This is a genomic window from Azotosporobacter soli (assembly GCF_030542965.1).
GTDB classification, from domain to species: Bacteria; Bacillota; Negativicutes; order SG130; family SG130; genus Azotosporobacter; species Azotosporobacter soli.
The window spans coordinates 1-23216 of the sequence record NZ_JAUAOA010000008.1 but is presented as its reverse complement, the minus strand read 5'-3'; the positions used below and the strand labels follow the sequence as shown (position 1 = coordinate 23216).

The following is a 23216-nucleotide window of genomic DNA, read 5'->3' as shown; positions in this document are numbered from 1 at the left end:
TTAGCCTCCTTCCAATTCATGTTGTATGGAACGTTAGGCCTCAGCCTTGATTTCCTGTTCACGCTGAATGGTTTTAATGCGGGCAATGGTCTTTTTGACCTCTTTGATGCGCATGGGGTTTTCCAGTTGCCCGGTAGCCAGTTGGAACCGCAGGTTGAACAGCTCTTCCTTCAAGCCAGCCAGCTTCTGATTCAATTCAGTCGCGCTCATATCGCGAATGTCCTTAACCTTCATGTGCTTCACCACCCACTTCTTGCTGAGCCTCTGCCATTTCGCGTTTCACGAACTTAGTGCGAATCGGAAGTTTGTGAGCTGCCAGACGCATTGCTTCTTTAGCCACTTCTTCGGATACGCCGTCCATTTCAAACATTACACGACCAGGCTTTACCACAGCAACCCAATATTCAGGCGATCCTTTACCGCTACCCATGCGGGTCTCGGCCGGTTTCGCAGTGATCGGCTTGTCCGGGAAAATTTTGATCCAGACTTTACCGCCACGTTTGATATAACGAGTCATTGCAATACGAGCGGCTTCGATTTGGCGGTTCGTGATCCAGGACGGTTCCATCGCCACCAAGCCGAATTCGCCATGACTTATAGTATTGCCTTTATTGGCATTACCCTTCATACGACCGCGAAACTGTTTGCGGTGTTTCACTCTTTTCGGCAACAACATTATTTTTCGCCCCCTTCGACAGCGGCAGCGGCTTTCTCCTTCTTGGCCTCAGGAAGCACTTCACCTTTGTAGATCCAGACTTTTACGCCGATCCGACCATAGGTGGTAGCGGCTTCTGCAGTGCCGTAATGGATGTCAGCGCGCAGAGTGTGCAGCGGGATGCTGCCCTCACGGTAGGCTTCGGTTCTAGCGATTTCAGCGCCACCCAAACGGCCACCGACCATAACTTTAATACCTTTAGCGCCCATACGCATCGTGCGACCAACCGATTGCTTCATCGCACGACGGAAAGCGATACGCTTTTCGAGCTGTGCTGCAATGTTTTCGGCTACCAGTACGGCATCCATATCCGGTTGTTTCACTTCTGCGATATTGATATCCAATTGCTTGTCCGTCAGTTTGCGCAACTTGGATTTCAGGTCTTCAATGCCTGCGCCGCCGCGACCGATAACCATACCCGGCTTAGCGGTATGAATGGTGAGGCGAAGGCGGTTGGCTGCACGTTCAATTTCGATACGGGATACGCCAGCAGCGTATGCCTTTTCTTTGATCAGGTCGCGAATCTTCAAATCTTCATGAAGATTTTTGGCATAATCCTTGTCTGCATACCATTTGGCATCCCAAGTCTTGATGATCCCGAGGCGTAGGCCATGGGGATTTACTTTTTGACCCATTTAATTCCCTCCTTCACCAGTTTATCTTTCTTTAACTACGAGTGTTACGTGGCTAGTGCGCTTCAGAATCTTGAACGCTTGTCCACGAGAGCGCGGATGAATCCGCTTCATGGTAGGTCCTTGATCGACAAAAGCAGCCGACACGAACAGCTTATCAACATTCAGTTCGCAGTTATGCTCCGCATTAGCGATAGCAGATTTCAACACCTTAATGACTACTTCCGAGCCAACTTTCGGTGTGTGTTTCAAGATAGCGTATGCTTCTCCAACATTCTTGCCACGGATCAGGTCGATAACGATGCGAACTTTCCGCGGCGAAATGCGAATATGCTTGGCAATTGCCTTAGCTTCCATATACTAACCTCCTTCCGGCAAGTCGTCCGCTTAGCGCAGGGACGTGGATTTTTCGTTACCAGCATGACCTTTGTACGTACGGGTAGGTGCGAACTCACCCAGTTTGTGGCCGACCATATCTTCGGTCACATATACAGGCACATGCTTGCGGCCGTCATGAACGGCGATGGTATGTCCAACGAAATTCGGCAGAATCGTGGAGCTGCGCGACCAGCACTTCACCACTTTCTTTTCGCCCTTTTCGTTCATTGCATCAATCTTCTTCATCAGGCTCTCATGTACATATGGGCCCTTTTTAATCGATCTGGACATTAGGTTAGCCTCCCTTCTCTTTGGTTAAGCGATCAGAGGATCAAGCTCTATGATTACTTGACCCGTCTCTTGACGATCATCTTGTCCGAAGTTTTGTTGCGGCGGGTTCTTACGCCCATCGCATTTTTGCCCCAAGGAGTAACCGGATGCTTGCGGCCGACCGGCGAATGGCCTTCACCACCACCATGCGGATGATCGCAAGGATTCATCGTTACACCACGGTTAGCAGGACGAATGCCTTTCCAACGAGAACGGCCGGCTTTACCGATGCTGATGTTCTCATGTTCCAGGTTGCCTACTTGACCGATTGTAGCCCGGCAATTGATGTGTACTTTACGCAGTTCGCTGGAAGGCATACGCAGCAGAGCATAATCTCCGTCTTTTGCCATCAGCTGAGCGCTGGTACCGGCGGAACGAACAATTTGACCGCCTTTGCCGATTTTGAGTTCGATATTATGGATTTGGGTACCGACCGGAATATTGACGATCGGCAGTGCATTACCGACTTTAATGTCAGCTTCTGCGCCATTCATAATCGCGTCGCCGACTTTCAGTCCGTTAGGAGCCAAAATGTAGCGCTTTTCGCCATCTGCATAATGCAGCAGAGCGATACGTGCAGAACGGTTAGGGTCATATTCAATGGTAGCAACCTTTGCAGGTACGCCATCCTTGTTACGCTTGAAATCGATGATGCGATACAGGCGTTTGTGACCGCCGCCTTGGTGTCTTACGGTCATGCGACCTTGGTTGTTACGTCCGCCATGTTGCAGCACGCGCTCAACTAAGGATCGTTCCGGTTTGTTTGTGGTAATTTCATCGAAACTAGCCACGGTCATGAAACGGCGGCCGGCGGAATAAGGTTTAAATGATTTTACGGCCATGATAGTCCCTCCTTTTCGGTAAAATCAGGGGTTAGACCCCTTCGAAGAATTCAATGTTCTGACCAGGAGCCAACTTAACGATGGCTTTCTTGTAATCGGAACGTTTGCCTTGATGGCGACCCATGCGTTTGGTTTTACCCAGAACGCGCAGCGTGTGCACATCTAAGACTTTTACTTTGAAAATACGCTCAACCGCTTGCCGAACTTCTACCTTATTGGACTTCAGCGGTACGATGAAAGTGTATTTGTTCTCTTGCATCAAAGCCGAAGACTTTTCAGTGATTACCGGACGGATGAGTACATCGCGCAAATTTTCCATTATGCGAGCACCTCCTCGATGCGGCTGACAGCTGCCTTGGTCACAAACACTTTGTTGTGATGCAGCAAGTCATAGACATTCAGACCCATCGTATTAATCGTTTTGATGCCTGGAATGTTGCGGGAAGACTTTTCTACGTTTTCAATCGACTCAGCAGTGATGATGAGTGCTTTTTGATCCGCAAAATTGAAATCCTGCATCATTTTGACCACATTTTTGGTTTTAGGAGCATCAAAATTGATGTCCTCCAGGATCAACAGTTCGCCACCCAGAACTTTAGCCGCCAAAGCGGATTTCAAAGCCAGACGACGTTGTTTGCGAGGCATTGTGAAAGCATACGAACGGGGTTGAGGTCCGAACGTAGTACCGCCGCCTACCCACAACGGAGAACGGATGCTGCCCGCGCGAGCACGGCCAGTGCCTTTTTGTTTCCAAGGTTTCTTACCGCCGCCGCGAACCAAACCTCTTGTTTTGGTTGAGGCATTGCCCTGACGTTGGTTAGCCTGTTGCATGATCAAAGCTTGATGCAACACAGCTTCGTTAACTTCTACGCCAAAGACGTTATCATTTAATTCCATATCACCGGTTTTTGCACCGGTAATATCATATACTGCTACTTTCGGCATATAGCACTTCCTCCTTTCGATATCGACGTCCGGCAGCGGCTAATCAGATAGCATACCGAACATCCCGGATTTTTACTTCTGAGGCTTAACGGTATTTTTTACAATAACAAAACCGCCCTTAGGACCAGGAACCGCACCTTTAATCAGGAGCAGGTTACGCTCAGCATCCACACGGACGACTGTCAGACGTTGTACGGTTACTTTTTGTCCGCCCATACGACCCGGCAGTTTTTTGCCTTTGAATACTTTACCGCCGCCACCGCTCATCCGGGGACCCATTGAACCAGGCTCACGATGAGACTTCGAGCCATGGGCCATCGGTCCGCGTGCGAAGTTGTGCCGCTTGATGCAGCCAGCAAAGCCTTTGCCTTTGGCCACACCCGATACGTCGATCATTTCGCCTTCAGTAAAAACGTCCACTCCGATGCTTTGGCCCACTTCATACTCCGAAGGAGCGGCCAGGCGGATTTCACGGATAAACTTTACCGGTTTCACGCCAGCTTTATCGAAATGTCCCTTCATCGGTCTGGTAACCTTTTTATCTTTAACAGTGCCAAAGCCCAGCTGCACTGCATTGTAGCCGTCGTTTTCAACAGTTCTATTCTGCAGTACTATGCTATTGCCCGCCTCCACTACGGTGACAGGGATCAATGCGCCCTCTGCAGTGAAGATTTGAGTCATACCAAGTTTTCTACCCAGAATTCCTTTAGCCATTTATGCCACCTCCTCCTACAGCTTGATTTCGATGTCCACACCGGCCGGCAGATCGAGACGCATCAGTGCATCGACGGTCTTAGAAGTCGGCTCCAGAATGTCAATCAGACGTTTGTGAGTTCTCATTTCGAATTGCTCACGCGAATCTTTATTAACATGGGGTGAACGCAGAATCGTAAAGATATTTTTCTCCGTAGGAAGCGGAATCGGCCCGGAAACCATTGCACCGGTACGTTTTGCAGTTTCTACGATGCGAGCAGCGCTTTGGTCTAACGCTTTATGATCATACGCTTTGAGGCGTATACGAATTTTTTGTTGTTTAGCCATTTAAGTTTCCTCCTTATCGTCCAGTTTCTTTGAACGGACATTTCTCAGTGGAAATTCCCCCCGCAGCGTGCGGGCAACCTTCCACCTCATCGCATTGGGATCGTTTCTCTATATAGGGGCGACTGGTTAGAGTCGCCCCACATATCCGTGAGTGTCAACTTATGCGTCGATCGAAGTTACAACGCCGGCGCCGACAGTACGGCCGCCTTCGCGAATCGCGAAGCGCAAGCCTTCTTCGATAGCGATCGTCGTGATCAGTTCGATGTGCATTTGAATGTTGTCGCCAGGCATAACCATTTCCACGCCTTCCGGCAGGTTTACCACGCCGGTTACGTCCGTTGTACGGAAGTAGAACTGCGGGCGATAGTTGGTGAAGAACGGAGTATGACGGCCGCCTTCTTCTTTGCTCAGGACATATACTTCTGCTTTGAATTTCGTGTGCGGTTTGATCGAACCCGGTTTTGCCAGTACTTGGCCGCGTTCGATGTCTTTACGCTCAACGCCGCGCAGCAGTGCGCCGATGTTGTCGCCAGCAGTTGCCGAATCGAGCAGCTTGCGGAACATTTCTACGCCGGTTACAACCGTCGAACGAGGTTTTTCGCTCAGACCAACGATTTCAATCGTTTCGCCGACTTTAACTTCGCCACGTTCTACACGACCGGTAGCAACAGTGCCGCGACCAGTGATCGTGAACACGTCCTCGACAGGCATCAGGAACGGCTTGTCCGTTGCACGAGCCGGCGTCGGGATGTATTCGTCGACATTGTCCATCAGTTCGAGGATTTTGCTGCACCAAGCGCATTCGCGCTTGCCGCATGCGCATTCCAGAGCTTTTACGGCGGAACCGCAAACTACAGGAATGTCGTCGCCAGGGAAATCGTAGCTGGAGAGAAGTTCGCGAACTTCCATCTCAACCAATTCCATCAGTTCAGCGTCGTCAACGAGGTCAGCCTTATTCAGGAAGACAACCATTGCCGGAACGCCAACTTGGCGGGAGAGCAGGATATGCTCGCGCGTTTGCGGCATCGGGCCGTCAGCAGCACTTACAACCAGGATTGCGCCGTCCATTTGAGCCGCGCCGGTGATCATGTTTTTAACATAGTCAGCATGGCCCGGGCAGTCAACGTGAGCGTAGTGACGTTTTTCAGTCTCGTACTCAACGTGTGCGGTGTTGATCGTGATGCCGCGTTCTCTTTCTTCCGGAGCCTTGTCGATCATGTCATATGCCATGAACTCAGCGCCGCCGGCTTTGGCCAACACCATGGTGATAGCCGCAGTCAACGAAGTTTTGCCATGGTCAACGTGACCGATGGTGCCGATATTTACGTGGGGTTTGTTTCTTTCAAACTTTTTCTTTGCCATTGCAGAAATGCCTCCTTATTATCGAATGGTTTTTAATTAGCCTTTTACTTTAGCAGCGATGGCTTCAGCAATGCTCTTCGGAACTTCTTCATAATGATCGAATTCCATCGAGTAGTTGCCGCGACCTTGGGTCTTAGACCGCAAGTCCGTTACATAGCCAAACATTTCCGCCAAAGGTACGAAGGACTTGATTGACTGGGAACCGCTACGGGCTTCCATGCCTTCAATGCGACCGCGACGGGAGTTCAGGTCGCCGATAACGTCGCCCATGTACTCTTCCGGCACGATGACTTCTACCTTCATATACGGTTCAAGGATGACCGGGCTGGCCTTTTGGCAACCCGACTTAAAGCCCATGGAGCCGGCAATCTTAAACGCCATTTCCGAGGAGTCAACATCATGGTAAGAACCGTCAAACACGGTTACTTTAATGTCAACCATTGGATACCCGGCAAGAACGCCGATTTCCATTGCTTCCTTGATACCCGCTTCGATCGGGTTGATGTATTCACGAGGAATCGCACCACCGACGACTTTGTTTTCAAAGACAAAACCTTGACCCGGCTCTTGCGGCGTCAATTCCAACCAGCAATGACCATATTGGCCACGACCGCCGGACTGACGAACAAACTTGCCTTCGCTCTTGACTGATTTGCGAATCGTTTCACGGTAAGCAACCTGAGGCGCACCTACGTTGCATTCTACCTTGAACTCGCGCAACATCCGGTCAACGATGATCTCCAAATGGAGCTCGCCAACACCGCCGATGATCGTCTGACCAGTTTCCTCGTCAGTACGAACTCTAAACGTCGGATCTTCTTCAGCCAAACGCTGCAAGGCAATACCCATTTTTTCCTGGTCGGCTTTCGTTTTAGGCTCTACCGCAACCGAGATAACCGGTTCCGGGAAGACCATGGACTCAAGCACGATTTGCGCTTTATCGTCGCACAAGGTATCACCAGTGGTAGTATCTTTCAAACCAACTGCAGCCGCAATATCACCGGTGTAGACAATGCTGATCTCTTCGCGATGGTTCGCATGCATCTGGAGAATACGACCGATACGTTCTTTCTTACCCTTAGTAGAGTTATAAACGTAAGAGCCCGACTCCAGCTTGCCCGAATACACCCGGAAGAAAGCCAGTTTGCCGACATACGGATCGGCCATGATTTTGAACGCCAACGCCGAGAACGGAAGTTCATCGCTTGCCGCCCGCTCATCTTCTTCACCGCTATCAGGATTGGTACCCTTGATTGCCGGAATATCGATCGGAGCAGGCATATAAGCGACAACTGCGTCAAGCAGCGGCTGTACGCCTTTATTCTTGTAAGACGATCCGCAAGTAACCGGAGTCATTTTGCAAGCAATGGTAGCCTTACGGATACCAGCTTTAATTTCCTCAACAGTCAGCTCTTCGCCTTCCAGATACTTCATCATGAGCTCGTCATCACTCTCAGCTACCGCATCCAACAGACCTTGGCGATAGGTCTCAACCACTTCAGCCATGTCTTCCGGAATTGCAGCCGCTTCGCTCGTCTTGCCCAAGTCATCCGTATAAACAATCGCCGTCATCTCCACCAAGTCGACCATGCCTTTGAAGGTATCTTCAAAGCCGATAGGCAACTGGATCGGCACAGCGTTCGCACCCAAGCGACTTTTCATCATGTCGACAACACGATAGAAGTCGGCACCCAGAATATCCATCTTGTTTACATACGCCATACGCGGCACATGATATTTATCAGCCTGACGCCAAACTGTTTCTGACTGCGGTTCTACGCCACCTTTAGCGCAAAACACAGCTACCGAGCCATCCAACACCCGCAAGGAGCGCTCTACCTCAACGGTAAAGTCCACGTGTCCAGGCGTGTCAATGATGTTAATACGATGTCCGTCCCATTCAGCGGTGGTGGCAGCGGAGGTGATGGTAATACCACGCTCCTGCTCTTGCACCATCCAGTCCATGGTAGCGGCGCCTTCGTGCACCTCACCGATTTTGTGTACGCGACCGGTATAAAACAGTATGCGTTCAGTAGTCGTCGTTTTACCTGCATCGATGTGAGCCATGATGCCGATATTACGCGTTTTCGCGAGCGGGAATTTTCTAGCCACTCTAATCACTCCTTACTGTTGCATACTACCCAACAATATTACCAGCGGTAATGAGCGAAAGCTTTATTAGCTTCTGCCATCTTGTGGGTATCTTCTTTTTTCTTAATGGCTGCACCAGTATTATTGGCAGCATCCATCAATTCAGCAGCCAGACGTTCACGCATGGTCTTTTCACCGCGCAGACGAGTGTAATTCACCAGCCAGCGGATACCAAGGGACAAACGACGGTCAGCCCGTACTTCAACCGGAACTTGATAGTTCGCTCCACCTACACGGCGGGCACGCACTTCCAATACCGGCATTACGTTTTTCAACGCAGTCTCAAACACTTCCAAAGGATCCTTACCGGTCTTAGCCCGGACGATTTCAAAAGCGTCATATACAATGCTTTCGGCAACACCCTTCTTGCCGCTCAGCATTACCTTATTGATGAAACGGGTGAGTATTTTGGAGTTGTACACCGGATCCGGCAATACATCACGTTTGGGGACAGCACCTTTTCTAGGCATAGTATCCCTCCTTTGCTAAAAATTCTTAAGCTTCAACCTATTTCTTAGGTCTCTTCGCACCATACTTGGAGCGACTTTGGTTCCGGCCTTGAACACCTGCGGTATCCAACGCGCCGCGAACAATGTGGTAACGAACACCCGGTAAGTCTTTTACACGACCACCGCGGATCAGAACCACGGAATGCTCCTGCAAATTGTGACCAATACCAGGAATGTAAGCAGTGACCTCGATACCGTTCGTCAACCGCACACGAGCAACCTTACGAAGCGCGGAGTTCGGCTTCTTAGGGGTCGTGGTGTAAACCCTGGTGCAAACCCCACGTTTTTGCGGGCATTCTTTCAGAGCCGGAGCAGTCGATTTCTTAACCATCACTTCTCTACTTTTGCGTACCAACTGACTAATTGTCGGCATATGCACACCTCCTTCCAAACATCCACTTGAATGATTTATAACAACTCTTCCGACAAGCGGTCGAGTCGTCTACGATTTACTCTTGCCGAAGCACCGCCACCGCAGCCGCGCCTACTTCTATCTGGCAAGCCTTGCCTAATTCCTTCATACTGGCCGCCGCTTCCACGACGATCCCTTTCATCCGGCACATTTCCCGCAAAGGCATCACCACACGCTCATCCGCATCCGCCGCGAGAAACACCAGGCTAGCCCGATCTTTTTCTAACGACTTCGTTACCTGCTTAATGCCAACAGCGCGTTTGACGTTCTTTAATTCTTCGAGCGTCATTCGGTTCACTCCCTTACAAACATACCAATCAGGTCCATATATTTAGGCACTACACTATATTAACACTCCGATTTCACAGTGTCAATAATTTTTCGGCTTTAAAATGCCTGTTTTTTCTTGATTTATCAAAGTTTTTTCTGTCCACGCTACCGGGTGTTTCTTTTTCTCTTTTTCAACCCTAAAAGTACTAGAAATTAAGCACTTTTAGCCTCTTTGTGGTATAAAAAAGGACAATGAAAAATTTTTCAACACATAGAGGGAAAGATTGGAAGAGATTTTTACTATTTTTCTCTAAGCCTCCCCCCTTGTCTTTTTTCCTCCCCCCCTTCGTGTTAATCTTTTCGTTATGCAAAAGGACACCTGGCAAAAGCCAGGTGTCCTTTTTGTTTGTGTTATTCTGCATCTCCAACCGGAGTTGACTGCGGGAAAGTGATGCGAATGTTGCGATAGCGGCTCATGCCGGTACCAGCCGGCACCAACTTGCCAATGATGACATTTTCTTTCAGGCCAAGCAACGGATCCACTTTGCCTTTGATGGCGGCTTCGGTAAGAACCCTTGTCGTTTCCTGGAAAGAAGCAGCCGACAAGAAAGAGTCGGTAGCCAAGGATGCCTTCGTGATGCCGAGCAAAATCGGACGTGCCACTGCAGGTTCCTCGCCAGCTTCAATCGCTCGCGCATTTTCCTCTTCGAAGGTATTGATGTCAATGTACTCGCCAGGCAGCAATTCAGTGTCGCCTGACTCTTCCACCTTAACCTTGTGCAGCATTTGCCGCACCATGACCTCGATGTGCTTATCATTGATCTCAACGCCTTGAGACTTATAAACTTTTTGTACTTCGTAAACCAGGTAACGATGCGTATCTCTCAGACCGCAAACGCGCAGAATGTCATGCGGGTTCACAGAGCCTTCGATCAAACGATCGCCTGGTTTAACCTGCTGGTTATCCTTGACGATGATTCGCGCTCCGTAAGGAATCGGGTAGACGCGTTCTTCTCCAGCTGGCGGCAGCACGACGACGCGACGCTGGCCTTTTGTATCATGAACGGTTACGACGCCTTCCACCTCGGCAATAATTGACGGGCGTTTCGGCTTGCGCGCTTCAAACAATTCCTCGACACGCGGCAGACCTTGCGTAATGTCATCACCGGCAACACCGCCGGTATGGAACGTACGCATGGTGAGCTGCGTTCCTGGCTCGCCGATCGACTGCGCGGCAATAATGCCGACAGCCTCACCCACATCGACTTGCTGATTGGTTGCCAAATTGCGACCATAGCATTTGATGCAGACGCCGTATTGCGAACGGCAGGTGAGCACGGAGCGAATCGTAACGCGGTCTCTGACGGCTACGACTTTTTCTGCCAAATCTTCGGAAATCATATCATTGATCTTGACGATCATCTCGCCCGTCTCAGGATTTACAATATCTTCCGCAGAATAGCGTCCGACGATACGGTCGCGCAAATGTTCGATGACGCTGCCGCTTTCCATGATCGCTTCCACTTCAATGCCTTTGATATTGTTATTACGGATTTTGACTTCACGACCGTCATTGTCGAGAACCAGATCAATCAGTTTTTCGGTCATTTCAACGCCTGGCGGAATTAATTCGACGCCTGCCCCGTCTTTAACCGGATAAACTGTTTTATGTCCCAACATTTCGCGAACCATCGAGTCACGCAAAATGGCGCGAATTTCGTCTTCCGGCGTAGCCAGAAGAATGGGTTCTTCGCCATCCATGCCTTGAACGACGATGTCGGCAACACCGCGTTCGCCCAAGAGACGCAGATGATCTGCATCAAGCACTGTAGCACAAGGAATCAGGACGCTGAGTGTCTTCGGATCCAAGACATCTTGGGCGAGCACTTGCTCAAGCAAACGATCCTTCTGTGCGGCAATGCCTGCGACCGTAGAACGAACCATCTTGGCGCGTTCTTTTACCAGATTAATGCCGATGATGTCGCAATCGTCCTCACGAACGATGACGTCTTGCGCTACATCGACCAGACGACGGGTCAGGTAACCGGAATCCGCCGTACGAAGTGCGGTGTCGGCCAGACCTTTCCGCGCGCCATGCGTCGAGATAAAGTACTCAAGTACTGTCAGGCCCTCACGGAAGTTTGCCTTGATCGGCAAGTCGATGATTCGACCGGATGGATCGGCCATCAGACCACGCATACCAGCCAGCTGACGAATCTGCTGAATGTTACCGCGCGCGCCGGAATTGGCCATCATGAAGATCGGATTGAACGGATCGAGGTTCGCCATCATCGCTTTGGTGATGTCATCGGTCGCATTCGTCCACATCTCGATCGTTTTCTTGTAGCGTTCGTCTTCTGTGATCAGACCGCGACGATACTGCTTGTCAATCGTTTCTACCTTGATTTCCGTTTCTGCCAAAATCTCTTTCTTAGCAGGCGGAACCATGATGTCCGCGATAGCGACAGTAACGCCGGCCCGGCAAGCAAACGAATAACCCAACTTCTTCACTTGGTCCAGAACCAGAGCGGTTTTGGAATTTCCGTACATTCGATAGGTTTCAGCAACCAGTTTGCCCAATTGCTTCTTGTCCATCATGATGCCCAGATGCCATTCGCCATCCTTTTGGTGGAAATAACGAATGCCCTCCGGCAGAATTTCATTGAAAATCATGCGGCCAAGCGTCGTATTAACCAGACCATATTCCGGGAACCGGACTTTGATCTTGGCTTGCAGAGACAATTCCTCTTGCTGATAAGCCAACAGCGCTTCATTGATGCCGCTGATAATCTTACCTTCGCCTTTCGCGCCCGGACGTTCCATGGTCAGGTAATAGGTACCGAGAACCATGTCCTGTGTCGGAGTTACGATTGGCCGGCCGTCCTTCGGTGCCAATATGTTGTGTGCAGCAAGCATCAGCGTACGGGCTTCCGCCTGCGCTTCCGCGGAGAGCGGTACATGGACCGCCATCTGGTCACCGTCAAAGTCGGCATTATACGCGGTACAAACGAGCGGATGCAGCTTGATCGCGCGTCCTTCGGTCAATACCGGTTCAAATGCCTGAATGCCCAGTCTGTGCAGCGTCGGTGCACGGTTCAGCATGACCGGATGTTCTTTGATGACTTCTTCCAGTACATCCCAGACTTCCGGACGCACGCGTTCTACCATGCGTTTTGCGCTTTTGATATTATGCGCATGACCGGCATTGACCAGCTTTTTCATGACAAACGGCTTAAACAGTTCGAGCGCCATTTCTTTCGGCAGACCGCACTGGTGCAGCTTGAGTTCCGGACCGACAACGATAACGGAACGGCCGGAATAATCGACGCGTTTGCCAAGCAAGTTCTGACGGAAACGGCCTTGTTTGCCTTTCAGCATATCGCTAAGCGATTTGAGCGGCCGGTTGCCAGGACCGGTAACCGGCCGACCGCGACGACCATTGTCGATCAAAGCGTCAACTGCTTCCTGCAGCATCCGTTTTTCATTGCGAACAATGATATCCGGCGCACCGAGATCCAAAAGGCGCTTCAGGCGGTTATTCCGGTTGATGACGCGACGATACAGGTCGTTCAGGTCGGAGGTAGCAAAACGTCCGCCGTCGAGCTGAACCATTGGGCGCAGTTCCGGCGGAATGACCGGAACCACGTTAAAGATCATCCATTCCGGCAAATTGCCAGATTTACGGAATGCTTCTACGACTTCCAAGCGACGAATCGCCCGGATTCTACGCTGACCGCTGACTTCTTTCAATTCCTGGCGTAGTTCACGGCTCATCTTTTCCAGATCCAGCTCAGCCAGCAACTTCTGCACGGATTCCGCGCCCATGCCGACTTTGAACGAATAACCATATTTGTCGCGATAGTCGCGGTACTCGTTTTCGCTCAACAGCTGTTTCTTCATCAACGGCGTGTCGCCTGGATCGAGTACAATGTATGAAGCAAAGTACAGGACTTTTTCCAGCGAACGCGGTGAAATGTCCAAAATCAAGCCCATGCGGCTCGGAATTCCCTTGAAATACCAGATGTGCGATACCGGAGCTGCCAGTTCAATATGCCCCATGCGGTCGCGACGCACTTTAGAGCGCGTCACTTCAACGCCGCAACGGTCGCAGACGATACCTTTGTAACGAATGCGTTTGTATTTGCCGCAATGACATTCCCAGTCCCGCGTCGGTCCGAAGATCTTTTCGCAGAAGAGGCCGTCGCGTTCCGGCTTCAGGGTACGATAGTTAATGGTTTCCGGCTTCTTTACCTCACCAAAGGACCATTTGCGAATTTGTTCCGGCGAAGCCAGTCCAATACGCATCGAATCAAAATTGTTAACATCTAACAAAGGGTTGTCACTCCCTTCTTATACTCCCAGAGGCCGCCTGTCTGGCGGTCTGCGTTATTCATCGATTTCCTCATCATTCAGCAGTTCCCCCATCAGATCCTTTTGGGTCAACTTTTTATTCTTCTCCTTGATCTTTTTGGGGCTTTTGCCTCGTTCATCCTGATCAAGGTCATCCTGGACTTCCAGAACCGTTTCATCGAATGCTTCTTCTTCTTCGCTAGAGCCGCCGATTTCAGCGATGATATCCAGATCGTCTTCCAACGGTTCCAACTCTTCATCCGGCGTATACTCTTCGCCAGTTGCTTCTGCTGTATACGCATGCCGGTTGCTTTCTTTCGAAACCGGCAGAACCGGCTCTTCCCCGCCTAGGCTCAGCTCCAATTCTTTGGCCGCTTCATGAATGTCTTCATCCGTATCACCGATCATGATTTCCTGCTGATCTTCGGTCAGTACTTTTACATCCAGACCGATGCTCTGCAGTTCTTTGATCAGAACCTTGAAGGATTCCGGCACTCCAGGTTCCGGAACGTTTTCACCCTTGACGATTGCTTCATATGTCTTCACACGGCCAACCACATCGTCAGACTTGACGGTGAGCAATTCCTGCAAGGTGTACGCAGCGCCATATGCTTCAAGCGCCCATACTTCCATCTCGCCGAAACGCTGTCCGCCGAACTGTGCTTTGCCGCCAAGCGGTTGTTGAGTGACAAGTGAGTACGGACCCGTAGAGCGGGCATGAATCTTGTCATCGACCAAGTGAGCCAGTTTCAGCATGTACACGCAACCGACCGTGACCGGGTTGTCAAACGCTTCACCCGTACGACCATCATAGAGGAGCGTTTTGCCGTCCGGCGAGAGCCCCGCTGCAGAAAGCGTGCTGAAGACTTCTTCCTCGCTCGCACCGTCGAAGACCGGCGTCGACATATGAATACCGGCTTTATCCGGCTGCGGCAAACCGTATTTATCGACATCATAGCCAAGTTCGCGCAACCGCGCTTCCACATTGGGATCTTTTCGCTTAATTTGCATGCCCAGCATTGCCGCTGCCATGCCTAAATGCGTTTCCAATACCTGACCGATGTTCATACGAGACGGTACGCCAAGCGGATTCAAGACAACCTGTACCGGCGTGCCATCCGGCAGGAACGGCATGTCTTCTTCGCGCATGATGCGGGAAACGACACCCTTATTGCCATGACGGCCGGCCATCTTATCACCCACGGAAATCTTTCTCTTTTGTGCGATATAAACGCGAACCAGGAAATTCACGCCCGGCGACAATTCATCACCATTTTCGCGGCTGAACACCTTGACGTCGACGATCTTACCGGCTTCGCCATGCGGCACCCTGAGCGACGTGTCGCGCACTTCGCGCGCCTTCTCTCCAAAGATAGCCCGCAGCAAGCGTTCTTCTGCCGTCAGTTCGGTCTCGCCTTTCGGCGTTACCTTGCCGACCAGAATATCCCCCGGTCGTACTTCGGCGCCGATGCGGATGATGCCTCGATCATCCAGATCTTTCAGGACATCTTCGGCCACGTTCGGAATGTCTCGTGTGATTTCTTCCGGTCCCAATTTGGTATCCCGGGCATCGCACTCGTATTCTTCGACGTGAATCGAGGTAAAGATATCATCTTTAACGATCTTTTCACTAAGCAAGATCGCATCCTCATAGTTGTAACCTTCCCATGGCATGAACGCAACGACGACATTGTAGCCGAGCGCCAGTTCGCCACGGTCGGTGGCCGGGCCATCCGCCAGCACTTGTCCGGCTTCGATGCTTTGGTTCTTATAAACAATCGGTCTTTGGTTAATGCACGTCCCTTGGTTGGAACGCAGATACTTCAGCAGTTTATGCTTTTCCAACTGACCTTTTTCCGTGCGAATATGGATTTCGTTGGCGGTGACTTTTTCAACGACGCCCGCGTCTTTCGCCAATGCAACTACACCTGAGTCACGCGCCGCCTTGTACTCCATACCGGTTCCGACGAGCGGAGCCTGGGTACGCAGCAAAGGAACCGCCTGACGTTGCATGTTCGCGCCCATCAGTGCGCGGTTAGCATCGTCATTTTCCAGGAACGGAATCATCGCGGTCGCGATCGATACGACTTGTTTCGGTGATACGTCCATGAAGTCAACTTTTTCCGCCGGTACGACGAGTGTCTCATGTTTGTAACGCACGATAACGCGCGGCGACTTGAACCAGCTCTCGGCTGTCAATTCTTCGTTTGCCTGTGCACAAACCACTTCATCCTCTTCGTCTGCCGTCAGATAGACGACGTCATCGGTCACCTTACGATTTGCCTTGTCAATACGGCGATAAGGCGTTTCAATAAAGCCGAATTCATTGACGCGACCATATGTTGATAAGGACCCGATCAGACCGATATTCGGACCTTCCGGCGTCTCGATCGGACACATGCGTCCATAGTGAGAGTGATGGACGTCGCGGACTTCAAAGCCTGCACGTTCCCGACTCAAACCACCAGGGCCAAGTGCACTCAAACGACGCTTATGCGTCAGTTCTGCCAGCGGATTCGTTTGGTCCATAAACTGGGACAGCTGACTGGAACCAAAAAATTCCTTGATCGCTGCGACAACCGGACGAATGTTGATCAACGCTTGCGGCGTAATGACTTCCATGTCCTGAATCGTCATCCGTTCTTTTACGACGCGCTCCATACGAGACAAGCCAATGCGGAACTGATTCTGCAGCAATTCCCCGACCGAACGCAAACGACGATTTCCCAAATGGTCAATATCATCTACATTGCCGACGCCATCCATCAAGTTTAAAAGATAGCTAATAGCTGCAATCATATCTTCCCGGGTAATCGTACGGTGCGTATACGGCAAGGAAGGCGTCGCCAGGACTTTCATCGGCGTGCCGTCTTTGAGCTTGATTTTCACGTCGATGACGCCATCGGCGGAAAACGCTCCTTTTTCTTCTAACATGGCCAGGTTTTGCTCATCAAGAACCGTATCCTGCGCCAATAAAATTTCACCCGTTTCCGGATCAACTACCGGTTGGTGCAATGTCTTGCCCATCAAACGACGACGCCAGCCCAATTTTTTCGTCAACTTGTAACGGCCAACCGTCGCCAAATCATAACGCTTGGCATCGAAGAACAGGGATTCCAAAAGTTGCGTCGCGTTCTCCACCGTAGGCGGTTCGCCGGGACGCAGGCGTTTGTAAATCTCTACTAATGCTTCTTCACGGTTAGTGGTATTGTCACGTTCTAACGTCGCTCTCACTCTGGAATCATCATTAAACAATTCCGAAATGCTGGCATTGGATGAAAAACCCAACGCACGTACAAGAACCGTCATCGGAAGTTTGCGCGTACGATCCACTCTGACAGATATCACGTCATTAGCATCGGTCTCCAACTCCAACCAGGCTCCCCGGTTAGGGATCATCGTTGCGTTGTAGAGTTTTTTGCCGCTGGCATCAATAGTCTCGCCATAGTAAGCTCCGGGCGAACGTACCAACTGACTGACAATAACCCGTTCGGCGCCATTGATAATGAAGGTGCCGTTATCTGTCATCAAGGGGAAATCGCCCATGAACACTTCCTGTTCCTTGATTTCGCCCGTCTCACGATTGATCAGACGAACGTTTACGCGCAAAGGCGCCGCATACGTAACGTCGCGTTCCTTGCACTCCTCCACGTGATATTTCGGTTCACCCAGCGTGAACGCTTCAAAAGACAATACCAAGTTTCCGGTAAAGTCTTGAATCGGCGAAATATCCCGGAAGATCTCCTGCAACCCTTCCTTGAGGAACCAGTTGTAAGAATTCTTCTGAATCTCGATAAGGTTGGGCATGTCCAGCACTTCACTGATTTTGCCGTAGCTGTACCGGACTCTTTGACCGACCTGAACAGGATTAAACATTAAGTTCTTCACCCCTTAGCCCAAATTCTATCTTGTGATCTGCCGCACTGCAGCAGAAATACAAAAAAAGGCAAGGTTCTCCCTGTCGAAAACGTAAACCTTGCATTTTTTTCTGATGAAATATGATTTCATCCTCCAGTATATTTTTGACATAATGTCAGCCACACAAAAATTAGTGTCGCATTAAAGAATTTTACTACATGTGCTTCCATTCGTCAAGAGCTTCTTTGAAATAGCTGCCTTATCTATGACAAAAAATTTCATTGTCACCTACGAACGAATACAAAAAAGACACCTGCGAAAATCTCGCAGGTGTCTTTTTTCTGTAGGAAATCTTACTTGATTTCAACAGATGCGCCAGCTTCTTCAAGCTTAGCTTTGATTGCTTCAGCGTCAGCTTTAGCAACTTTTTCTTTAACAGCTTTAGGAGCGCCGTCAACCATTTCTTTTGCTTCTTTCAGGCCAAGACCAGTCAGTTCGCGAACAACTTTGATAACGTTGATCTTGCCAGCGCCAGCGCTGGTCAGGATTACGTCGAATTCGCTTTGTTCTTCAGCAGCGCCGCCAGCAGCAGCCGGAGCAGCAGCAGCTACAGCTACAGGAGCAGCTGCGCTAACGCCGAATTTTTCTTCCATAGCTTTTACCATTTCGGACAGTTCAAGAACAGTCATGTTCTCGATAGCTTGCATAATTTCTTCTTTAGTCATTTTAAATACCTCCATATTTTACACATAAATTATTTTTTTGGGGATACTACGCGGATTCTTTTTGTTGACGCACAGCGTCAAGCACATAGACAACGTTCCGGATCGAGCCCTGGAGTACGTTGACCAGACCGGCGATAGGCGCTTGCATTCCAGCCAGTACTTGGGAAAGCAAAACTTCCCTCGACGGCAGGTTTGCCAGTGCTTTTACACCATCAGCAGTGATGACTTTCCCTTCGACCAGGCCCGCTTTTACTTCCAACGTCTTAAGCTTATGCTCTTTGACGAAATCGGAGATAACGCGCGCCGGAGCTACAGGATCGGTGAAGGATACCGCCATAGCAGTAGGACCTTCCAAGTAAGCCACCAGATCTTCAACGCCAGCTTCTTGAGCCGCGATGCGGGTCATAGTGTTTTTTACAACCCGATATTCAACACCTGCCTCGCGCAATTTACGGCGCAGCTTGGTGTCCTGGGCAACAGTCAGACCACGATAGTTAGTGAGAACTGCACCTTTAGCGGTAGTCAGTTGTTCTTTTAACCCAGCAACAATCGCTTTTTTTTCAGATGTTACAGCCACTTACATCCACCTCCTTTACAAGATTCAACATTTGCACTATACAGACAAAGACAAGCTTTGTCAGAAAGAAAAACGGCCTCACGGTGTAACACCGGAGACCGCTCTGTGCACAAAGCAACATGCGTCCAACTCCGGCCTCAGCAGATGGATTGCTCCGTTATGCTTTAAGCATCTGCAGTCTACAGCCTGGGAAACCCGATATGTAGTTAGAACCGAAGTGGTTTCGCATCGACTACTCTTTTTTAGCAGGAATCGGCTTCAGCGGGTTGACTTTAACGCCAGGTCCCATGGTTGTGCTGAATGTGATGCTGCGGATATACTGGCCCTTAGCAGCAGACGGTTTCGCCTTGATCAGGGTTTCTACCAGAGTCTGATAGTTTTCCAACAATTTTTCGGCATCGAACGAAGCCTTGCCGACCGGAGCATGGATGTTACCAGCTTTGTCGGTACGGTATTCGATCTTACCGGCTTTAATCTCATTAACAGCCCGGGTTACATCCAAGGTTACCGTGCCCACTTTAGGGTTCGGCATTAAGCCTTTCGGTCCAAGGATTTTACCGAGACGGCCTACTAGGCCCATCATATCAGGCGTAGCAACGGCAACGTCAAACTCTGCCCAGCCGCCTTGGATTTTAGTTACCAGCTCTTCAGCACCGACAAAGTCAGCGCCGGCAGCTTCTGCTTCCTTAACTTTTTCGCCTTTTGCGAAAACCAGGACGCGTTTGGTCCGACCAGTGCCATGCGGCAGCACAACTGCACCACGCAATTGCTGATCGGCATGTTTAGGATCTACGCCCAACTTAATGGCCACTTCGACAGTTTCGTCGAATTTGGCGCTAGCAGTCTTTTTCACCAATTCCACAGCCGCATCGACTTCATGGAGAGTGTCTTTGTCTACCAGCTTGGCCGCTTCTTGATATTTCTTACCAAATTTCGGCATTGCTCAAAACTCCTTCATTATGTGGTATTTGCGGAAATTCCTCCCACACAGGCCTCTTGGCCTTTGCGTCGAATTAATCGACGACTTCGATACCCATGCTGCGCGCCGTTCCTTCGATCATCCGCATAGCAGCTTCTACGCTAGCGGCGTTCAGGTCTTTCATTTTGCTTTCAGCAATTTCGCGCACTTTATCACGAGATACTTTACCGACTTTTTTCTTATTAGGTTCGCCGGATGCAGTTTCAATCCCAGCGGCTTTTTTAAGCAGAACCGGAGCAGGTGGAGTCTTTGTTACAAAAGTAAAAGATCTATCTTCAAATACGGTAATTTCTACCGGAATGATGAGTCCAACCTGTTGTGCAGTTCTTTCGTTAAATTCCTTAACGAACGCCATGATGTTCACACCAGCTTGACCAAGCGCCGGACCAACGGGAGGCGCCGGAGTCGCTTTCGCAGCAGGAACCTGCAGTTTTACTAACTTAATTACTTTTTTGGCCATTTCGTTACACCTCCTTATGTCAATAATGTGGTAAATACGGGTTTATACCCTCCCACTCGAAACCAGGTTTGTATTTAAATTTTCTCTACTTGAGAAAAATCTAATTCCACCGGCGTTTCACGCCCGAACATGTTGACGAGCACCTTCAGCTTGCTCCGTTCCGGATACACTTCAAGCACGGTCGCATTCCAATTTTCAAATGCGCCAGCGGTAATCCGGACTGGTTGAGAAACGAAAATATCGACTTTAGGCCGAAGCTCTTCGATTCCCATTGCTTTCAGGATATTTTTCACTTCAGCATCGGTAAGCGGGATAGGCTTTGTGCCAGAACCGACAAATCCGGTTACTCCCGGCGTATTGCGCACCACATACCAGGATCTGTCGTTAACGATCATCTCCACCAGTACATAGCCCGGGAAAACCTTGCGCTTAATCACTTTGCGCTTGCCATCCTTGATTTCCACTTCATCTTCCATGGGAACCACTACGCGGAAGATTTCATCTTCCATGGCCATGGAGTGAACCTTTTTTTCCAGATTGGCTTTAACCTTATTTTCATAACCGGAGTAGGTATGGATTACATACCAATGTTTCTCGCTCTTTTCGGTTTCCATGCTACAAGGGGCATGCCAGGTACGCCCCCCACCCCCTTAGCCTACTTAATTAAAAACTGTAATGCTTTGGCAAACACAGCATCAATGGCCCAAATCAGAGCAGCAATCAGTACCACCGTGACAAAAACAACGCCAGTGTGGGCTATGATTTCTTTTCTGGTCGGCCAGTTTACCTTCTTCATTTCAGCCTTCACGTCACGAACGAATCTCTTCGTCCGGCTCATGAACGACTGCTGAATTGCAGTCTCTTGCACAGCCATTTTTTCACATCCCCGTCACATACTGCCCACGTCAGGTAGATAGCATTATGGCAGGGGCAGAAGGACTTGAACCCTCAACCAACGGTTTTGGAGACCGCTACTCTACCAATTGAGCTATACCCCTACAAGCTGTACTACTTCGTTTCTTTATGCAGCGTATGCTTCTTGCAGAACTTGCAATACTTGTTGAATTCCAGACGATCCGGATCATTTTTCTTGTTTTTATTCGTTTGATAATTGCGTTGCTTGCATTCGGTGCAAGCCAGCGTTACCGCGTTGCGCATCCTGTACACCTCACTTACCTGTAGATAGGGCATTAATCCAAAATGCCACTAATACAATTTAGCACACTTCGTTTCTGCTGTCAATAGCTGTGATGCAAAGCCTTTTAATAGTTATGCTAACTTTTCGCTTTTCCGTTAGGACTTCAACACGAAGATCGGAAGATATTGAAGATATGGAAGGGGTTTAACTATTAAAACGTTCCCTCCCTTTCTTTTTTCTTCCCACCTTCGTGTTGAAAATCCCAATCGCTTTCTATGGATGTTTGTAAGACGCAATGAGACCCCCTAGCGCTAGCCAGGGGGTCCTGTTTATTGGCATTATGCGTCGATCGAAGTTACAACGCCGGCGCCGACAGTACGGCCGCCTTCGCGAATCGCGAAGCGCAAGCCTTCTTCGATAGCGATCGTCGTGATCAGTTCGATGTGCATTTGAATGTTGTCGCCAGGCATAACCATTTCCACGCCTTCCGGCAGGTTTACCACGCCGGTTACGTCCGTTGTACGGAAGTAGAACTGCGGGCGATAGTTGGTGAAGAACGGAGTATGACGGCCGCCTTCTTCTTTGCTCAGGACATATACTTCTGCTTTGAATTTCGTGTGCGGTTTGATCGAACCCGGTTTTGCCAGTACTTGGCCGCGTTCGATGTCTTTACGCTCAACGCCGCGCAGCAGTGCGCCGATGTTGTCGCCAGCAGTTGCCGAATCGAGCAGCTTGCGGAACATTTCTACGCCGGTTACAACCGTCGAACGAGGTTTTTCGCTCAGACCAACGATTTCAATCGTTTCGCCGACTTTAACTTCGCCACGTTCTACACGACCGGTAGCAACAGTGCCGCGACCAGTGATCGTGAACACGTCCTCGACAGGCATCAGGAACGGCTTGTCCGTTGCACGAGCCGGCGTCGGGATGTATTCGTCGACATTGTCCATCAGTTCGAGGATTTTGCTGCACCAAGCGCATTCGCGCTTGCCGCATGCGCATTCCAGAGCTTTTACGGCGGAACCGCAAACTACAGGAATGTCGTCGCCAGGGAAATCGTAGCTGGAGAGAAGTTCGCGAACTTCCATCTCAACCAATTCCATCAGTTCAGCGTCGTCAACGAGGTCAGCCTTATTCAGGAAGACAACCATTGCCGGAACGCCAACTTGGCGGGAGAGCAGGATATGCTCGCGCGTTTGCGGCATCGGGCCGTCAGCAGCACTTACAACCAGGATTGCGCCGTCCATTTGAGCCGCGCCGGTGATCATGTTTTTAACATAGTCAGCATGGCCCGGGCAGTCAACGTGAGCGTAGTGACGTTTTTCAGTCTCGTACTCAACGTGTGCGGTGTTGATCGTGATGCCGCGTTCTCTTTCTTCCGGAGCCTTGTCGATCATGTCATATGCCATGAACTCAGCGCCGCCGGCTTTGGCCAACACCATGGTGATAGCCGCAGTCAACGAAGTTTTGCCATGGTCAACGTGACCGATGGTGCCGATATTTACGTGGGGTTTGTTTCTTTCAAACTTTTTCTTTGCCATT

At 50.1% G+C, this 23216-nt stretch carries 25 protein-coding genes and 1 tRNA gene; all 26 read right to left on the bottom strand.

What is annotated here, in order from left to right; translation table 11 throughout:
* Positions 1 to 33 precede the first annotated feature (33 nt).
* Entirely contained in the window at positions 34 to 234 is a 201-nt protein-coding gene (gene rpmC, locus QTL79_RS09195) for a 50S ribosomal protein L29 (protein ID WP_346354676.1), read from the bottom strand.
* Complete coding sequence (gene rplP / locus QTL79_RS09190) at positions 224 to 676, bottom strand: 50S ribosomal protein L16 (RefSeq protein WP_346354675.1); 453 nt, start codon at positions 674 to 676, stop codon at positions 224 to 226. The genes rpmC and rplP overlap by 11 nt, the downstream gene beginning before the upstream one ends.
* A complete protein-coding gene (gene rpsC, locus QTL79_RS09185; RefSeq protein ID WP_346354674.1) occupies positions 676 to 1350 on the bottom strand; it encodes a 30S ribosomal protein S3 in 675 nt (224 codons plus the stop codon). Before rpsC ends, rplP begins: the two co-directional genes overlap by 1 nt.
* Before the next feature lie 21 nt (positions 1351 to 1371).
* Positions 1372 to 1704, bottom strand: coding sequence for a 50S ribosomal protein L22 (gene rplV / locus QTL79_RS09180; protein WP_346354673.1), 333 nt, complete (start codon positions 1702 to 1704; stop codon positions 1372 to 1374).
* A 30-nt stretch (positions 1705 to 1734) separates the two neighbouring features.
* Entirely contained in the window at positions 1735 to 2016 is a 282-nt protein-coding gene (gene rpsS, locus QTL79_RS09175; protein ID WP_346354672.1) for a 30S ribosomal protein S19, read from the bottom strand.
* Between the two features lie 53 nt (positions 2017 to 2069).
* Positions 2070 to 2897 (bottom strand): 50S ribosomal protein L2, encoded by an 828-nt coding sequence (gene rplB, locus QTL79_RS09170; RefSeq protein WP_346354671.1) that lies wholly within the window; start codon positions 2895 to 2897, stop codon positions 2070 to 2072.
* A 31-nt stretch (positions 2898 to 2928) separates the two neighbouring features.
* Complete coding sequence (rplW, locus tag QTL79_RS09165; protein WP_346354670.1) at positions 2929 to 3216, bottom strand: 50S ribosomal protein L23; 288 nt, start codon at positions 3214 to 3216, stop codon at positions 2929 to 2931.
* Complete coding sequence (rplD, locus tag QTL79_RS09160; RefSeq protein ID WP_346354669.1) at positions 3216 to 3842, bottom strand: 50S ribosomal protein L4; 627 nt, start codon at positions 3840 to 3842, stop codon at positions 3216 to 3218. Before rplD ends, rplW begins: the two co-directional genes overlap by 1 nt.
* A 72-nt stretch (positions 3843 to 3914) precedes the next feature.
* Complete coding sequence (gene rplC / locus QTL79_RS09155; protein ID WP_346354668.1) at positions 3915 to 4556, bottom strand: 50S ribosomal protein L3; 642 nt, start codon at positions 4554 to 4556, stop codon at positions 3915 to 3917.
* 15 nt (positions 4557 to 4571) lie between these two features.
* Entirely contained in the window at positions 4572 to 4883 is a 312-nt protein-coding gene (gene rpsJ / locus QTL79_RS09150) for a 30S ribosomal protein S10 (protein ID WP_346354667.1), read from the bottom strand.
* 159 nt (positions 4884 to 5042) lie between these two features.
* Positions 5043 to 6245 (bottom strand): elongation factor Tu, encoded by a 1203-nt coding sequence (gene tuf / locus QTL79_RS09145; protein WP_346354654.1) that lies wholly within the window; start codon positions 6243 to 6245, stop codon positions 5043 to 5045.
* A 36-nt stretch (positions 6246 to 6281) separates the two neighbouring features.
* On the bottom strand, positions 6282 to 8357 hold the full coding sequence (fusA, locus tag QTL79_RS09140; RefSeq protein WP_346354666.1) for an elongation factor G: 2076 nt from the start codon (positions 8355 to 8357) through the stop codon (positions 6282 to 6284).
* A 38-nt stretch (positions 8358 to 8395) separates the two neighbouring features.
* Complete coding sequence (rpsG, locus tag QTL79_RS09135) at positions 8396 to 8866, bottom strand: 30S ribosomal protein S7 (RefSeq protein ID WP_346354665.1); 471 nt, start codon at positions 8864 to 8866, stop codon at positions 8396 to 8398.
* A gap of 37 nt (positions 8867 to 8903) precedes the next feature.
* Positions 8904 to 9278: a 30S ribosomal protein S12 gene (gene rpsL / locus QTL79_RS09130; RefSeq protein WP_346354664.1), complete on the bottom strand. Its 375-nt coding sequence runs from the start codon at positions 9276 to 9278 to the stop codon at positions 8904 to 8906.
* A gap of 76 nt (positions 9279 to 9354) precedes the next feature.
* A complete protein-coding gene (locus QTL79_RS09125; protein WP_346354663.1) occupies positions 9355 to 9606 on the bottom strand; it encodes a L7Ae/L30e/S12e/Gadd45 family ribosomal protein in 252 nt (83 codons plus the stop codon).
* A 392-nt stretch (positions 9607 to 9998) separates the two neighbouring features.
* Positions 9999 to 13919, bottom strand: coding sequence for a DNA-directed RNA polymerase subunit beta' (gene rpoC / locus QTL79_RS09120; RefSeq protein WP_346354662.1), 3921 nt, complete (start codon positions 13917 to 13919; stop codon positions 9999 to 10001).
* 54 nt (positions 13920 to 13973) lie between these two features.
* Positions 13974 to 17813, bottom strand: a complete 3840-nt coding sequence (gene rpoB / locus QTL79_RS09115; RefSeq protein ID WP_346354661.1) for a DNA-directed RNA polymerase subunit beta — start codon at positions 17811 to 17813, stop codon at positions 13974 to 13976.
* A 335-nt stretch (positions 17814 to 18148) separates the two neighbouring features.
* On the bottom strand, positions 18149 to 18520 hold the full coding sequence (rplL, locus tag QTL79_RS09110) for a 50S ribosomal protein L7/L12 (protein ID WP_346354660.1): 372 nt from the start codon (positions 18518 to 18520) through the stop codon (positions 18149 to 18151).
* A 46-nt stretch (positions 18521 to 18566) separates the two neighbouring features.
* The gene (rplJ, locus tag QTL79_RS09105; protein WP_346354659.1) at positions 18567 to 19097 is read right to left on the bottom strand and encodes a 50S ribosomal protein L10; all 531 of its coding nucleotides are present in this window, start codon (positions 19095 to 19097) and stop codon (positions 18567 to 18569) included.
* Positions 19098 to 19329: 232 nt separating this feature from the next.
* Positions 19330 to 20037 (bottom strand): 50S ribosomal protein L1, encoded by a 708-nt coding sequence (gene rplA, locus QTL79_RS09100; protein ID WP_346354658.1) that lies wholly within the window; start codon positions 20035 to 20037, stop codon positions 19330 to 19332.
* 73 nt (positions 20038 to 20110) lie between these two features.
* Positions 20111 to 20536, bottom strand: a complete 426-nt coding sequence (rplK, locus tag QTL79_RS09095; protein ID WP_346354657.1) for a 50S ribosomal protein L11 — start codon at positions 20534 to 20536, stop codon at positions 20111 to 20113.
* Positions 20537 to 20610: 74 nt separating this feature from the next.
* Complete coding sequence (gene nusG / locus QTL79_RS09090) at positions 20611 to 21150, bottom strand: transcription termination/antitermination protein NusG (protein WP_346354656.1); 540 nt, start codon at positions 21148 to 21150, stop codon at positions 20611 to 20613.
* Positions 21151 to 21191: 41 nt separating this feature from the next.
* On the bottom strand, positions 21192 to 21410 hold the full coding sequence (secE, locus tag QTL79_RS09085; protein WP_346354655.1) for a preprotein translocase subunit SecE: 219 nt from the start codon (positions 21408 to 21410) through the stop codon (positions 21192 to 21194).
* Positions 21411 to 21458: 48 nt separating this feature from the next.
* Positions 21459 to 21534: transfer RNA gene (locus QTL79_RS09080), tRNA-Trp, on the bottom strand.
* Positions 21535 to 21544: 10 nt separating this feature from the next.
* The gene (rpmG, locus tag QTL79_RS09075) at positions 21545 to 21694 is read right to left on the bottom strand and encodes a 50S ribosomal protein L33 (protein ID WP_019555299.1); all 150 of its coding nucleotides are present in this window, start codon (positions 21692 to 21694) and stop codon (positions 21545 to 21547) included.
* A 318-nt stretch (positions 21695 to 22012) separates the two neighbouring features.
* Positions 22013 to 23215, bottom strand: a complete 1203-nt coding sequence (gene tuf, locus QTL79_RS09070) for an elongation factor Tu (protein WP_346354654.1) — start codon at positions 23213 to 23215, stop codon at positions 22013 to 22015.
* Position 23216: the final 1 nt, after the last annotated feature.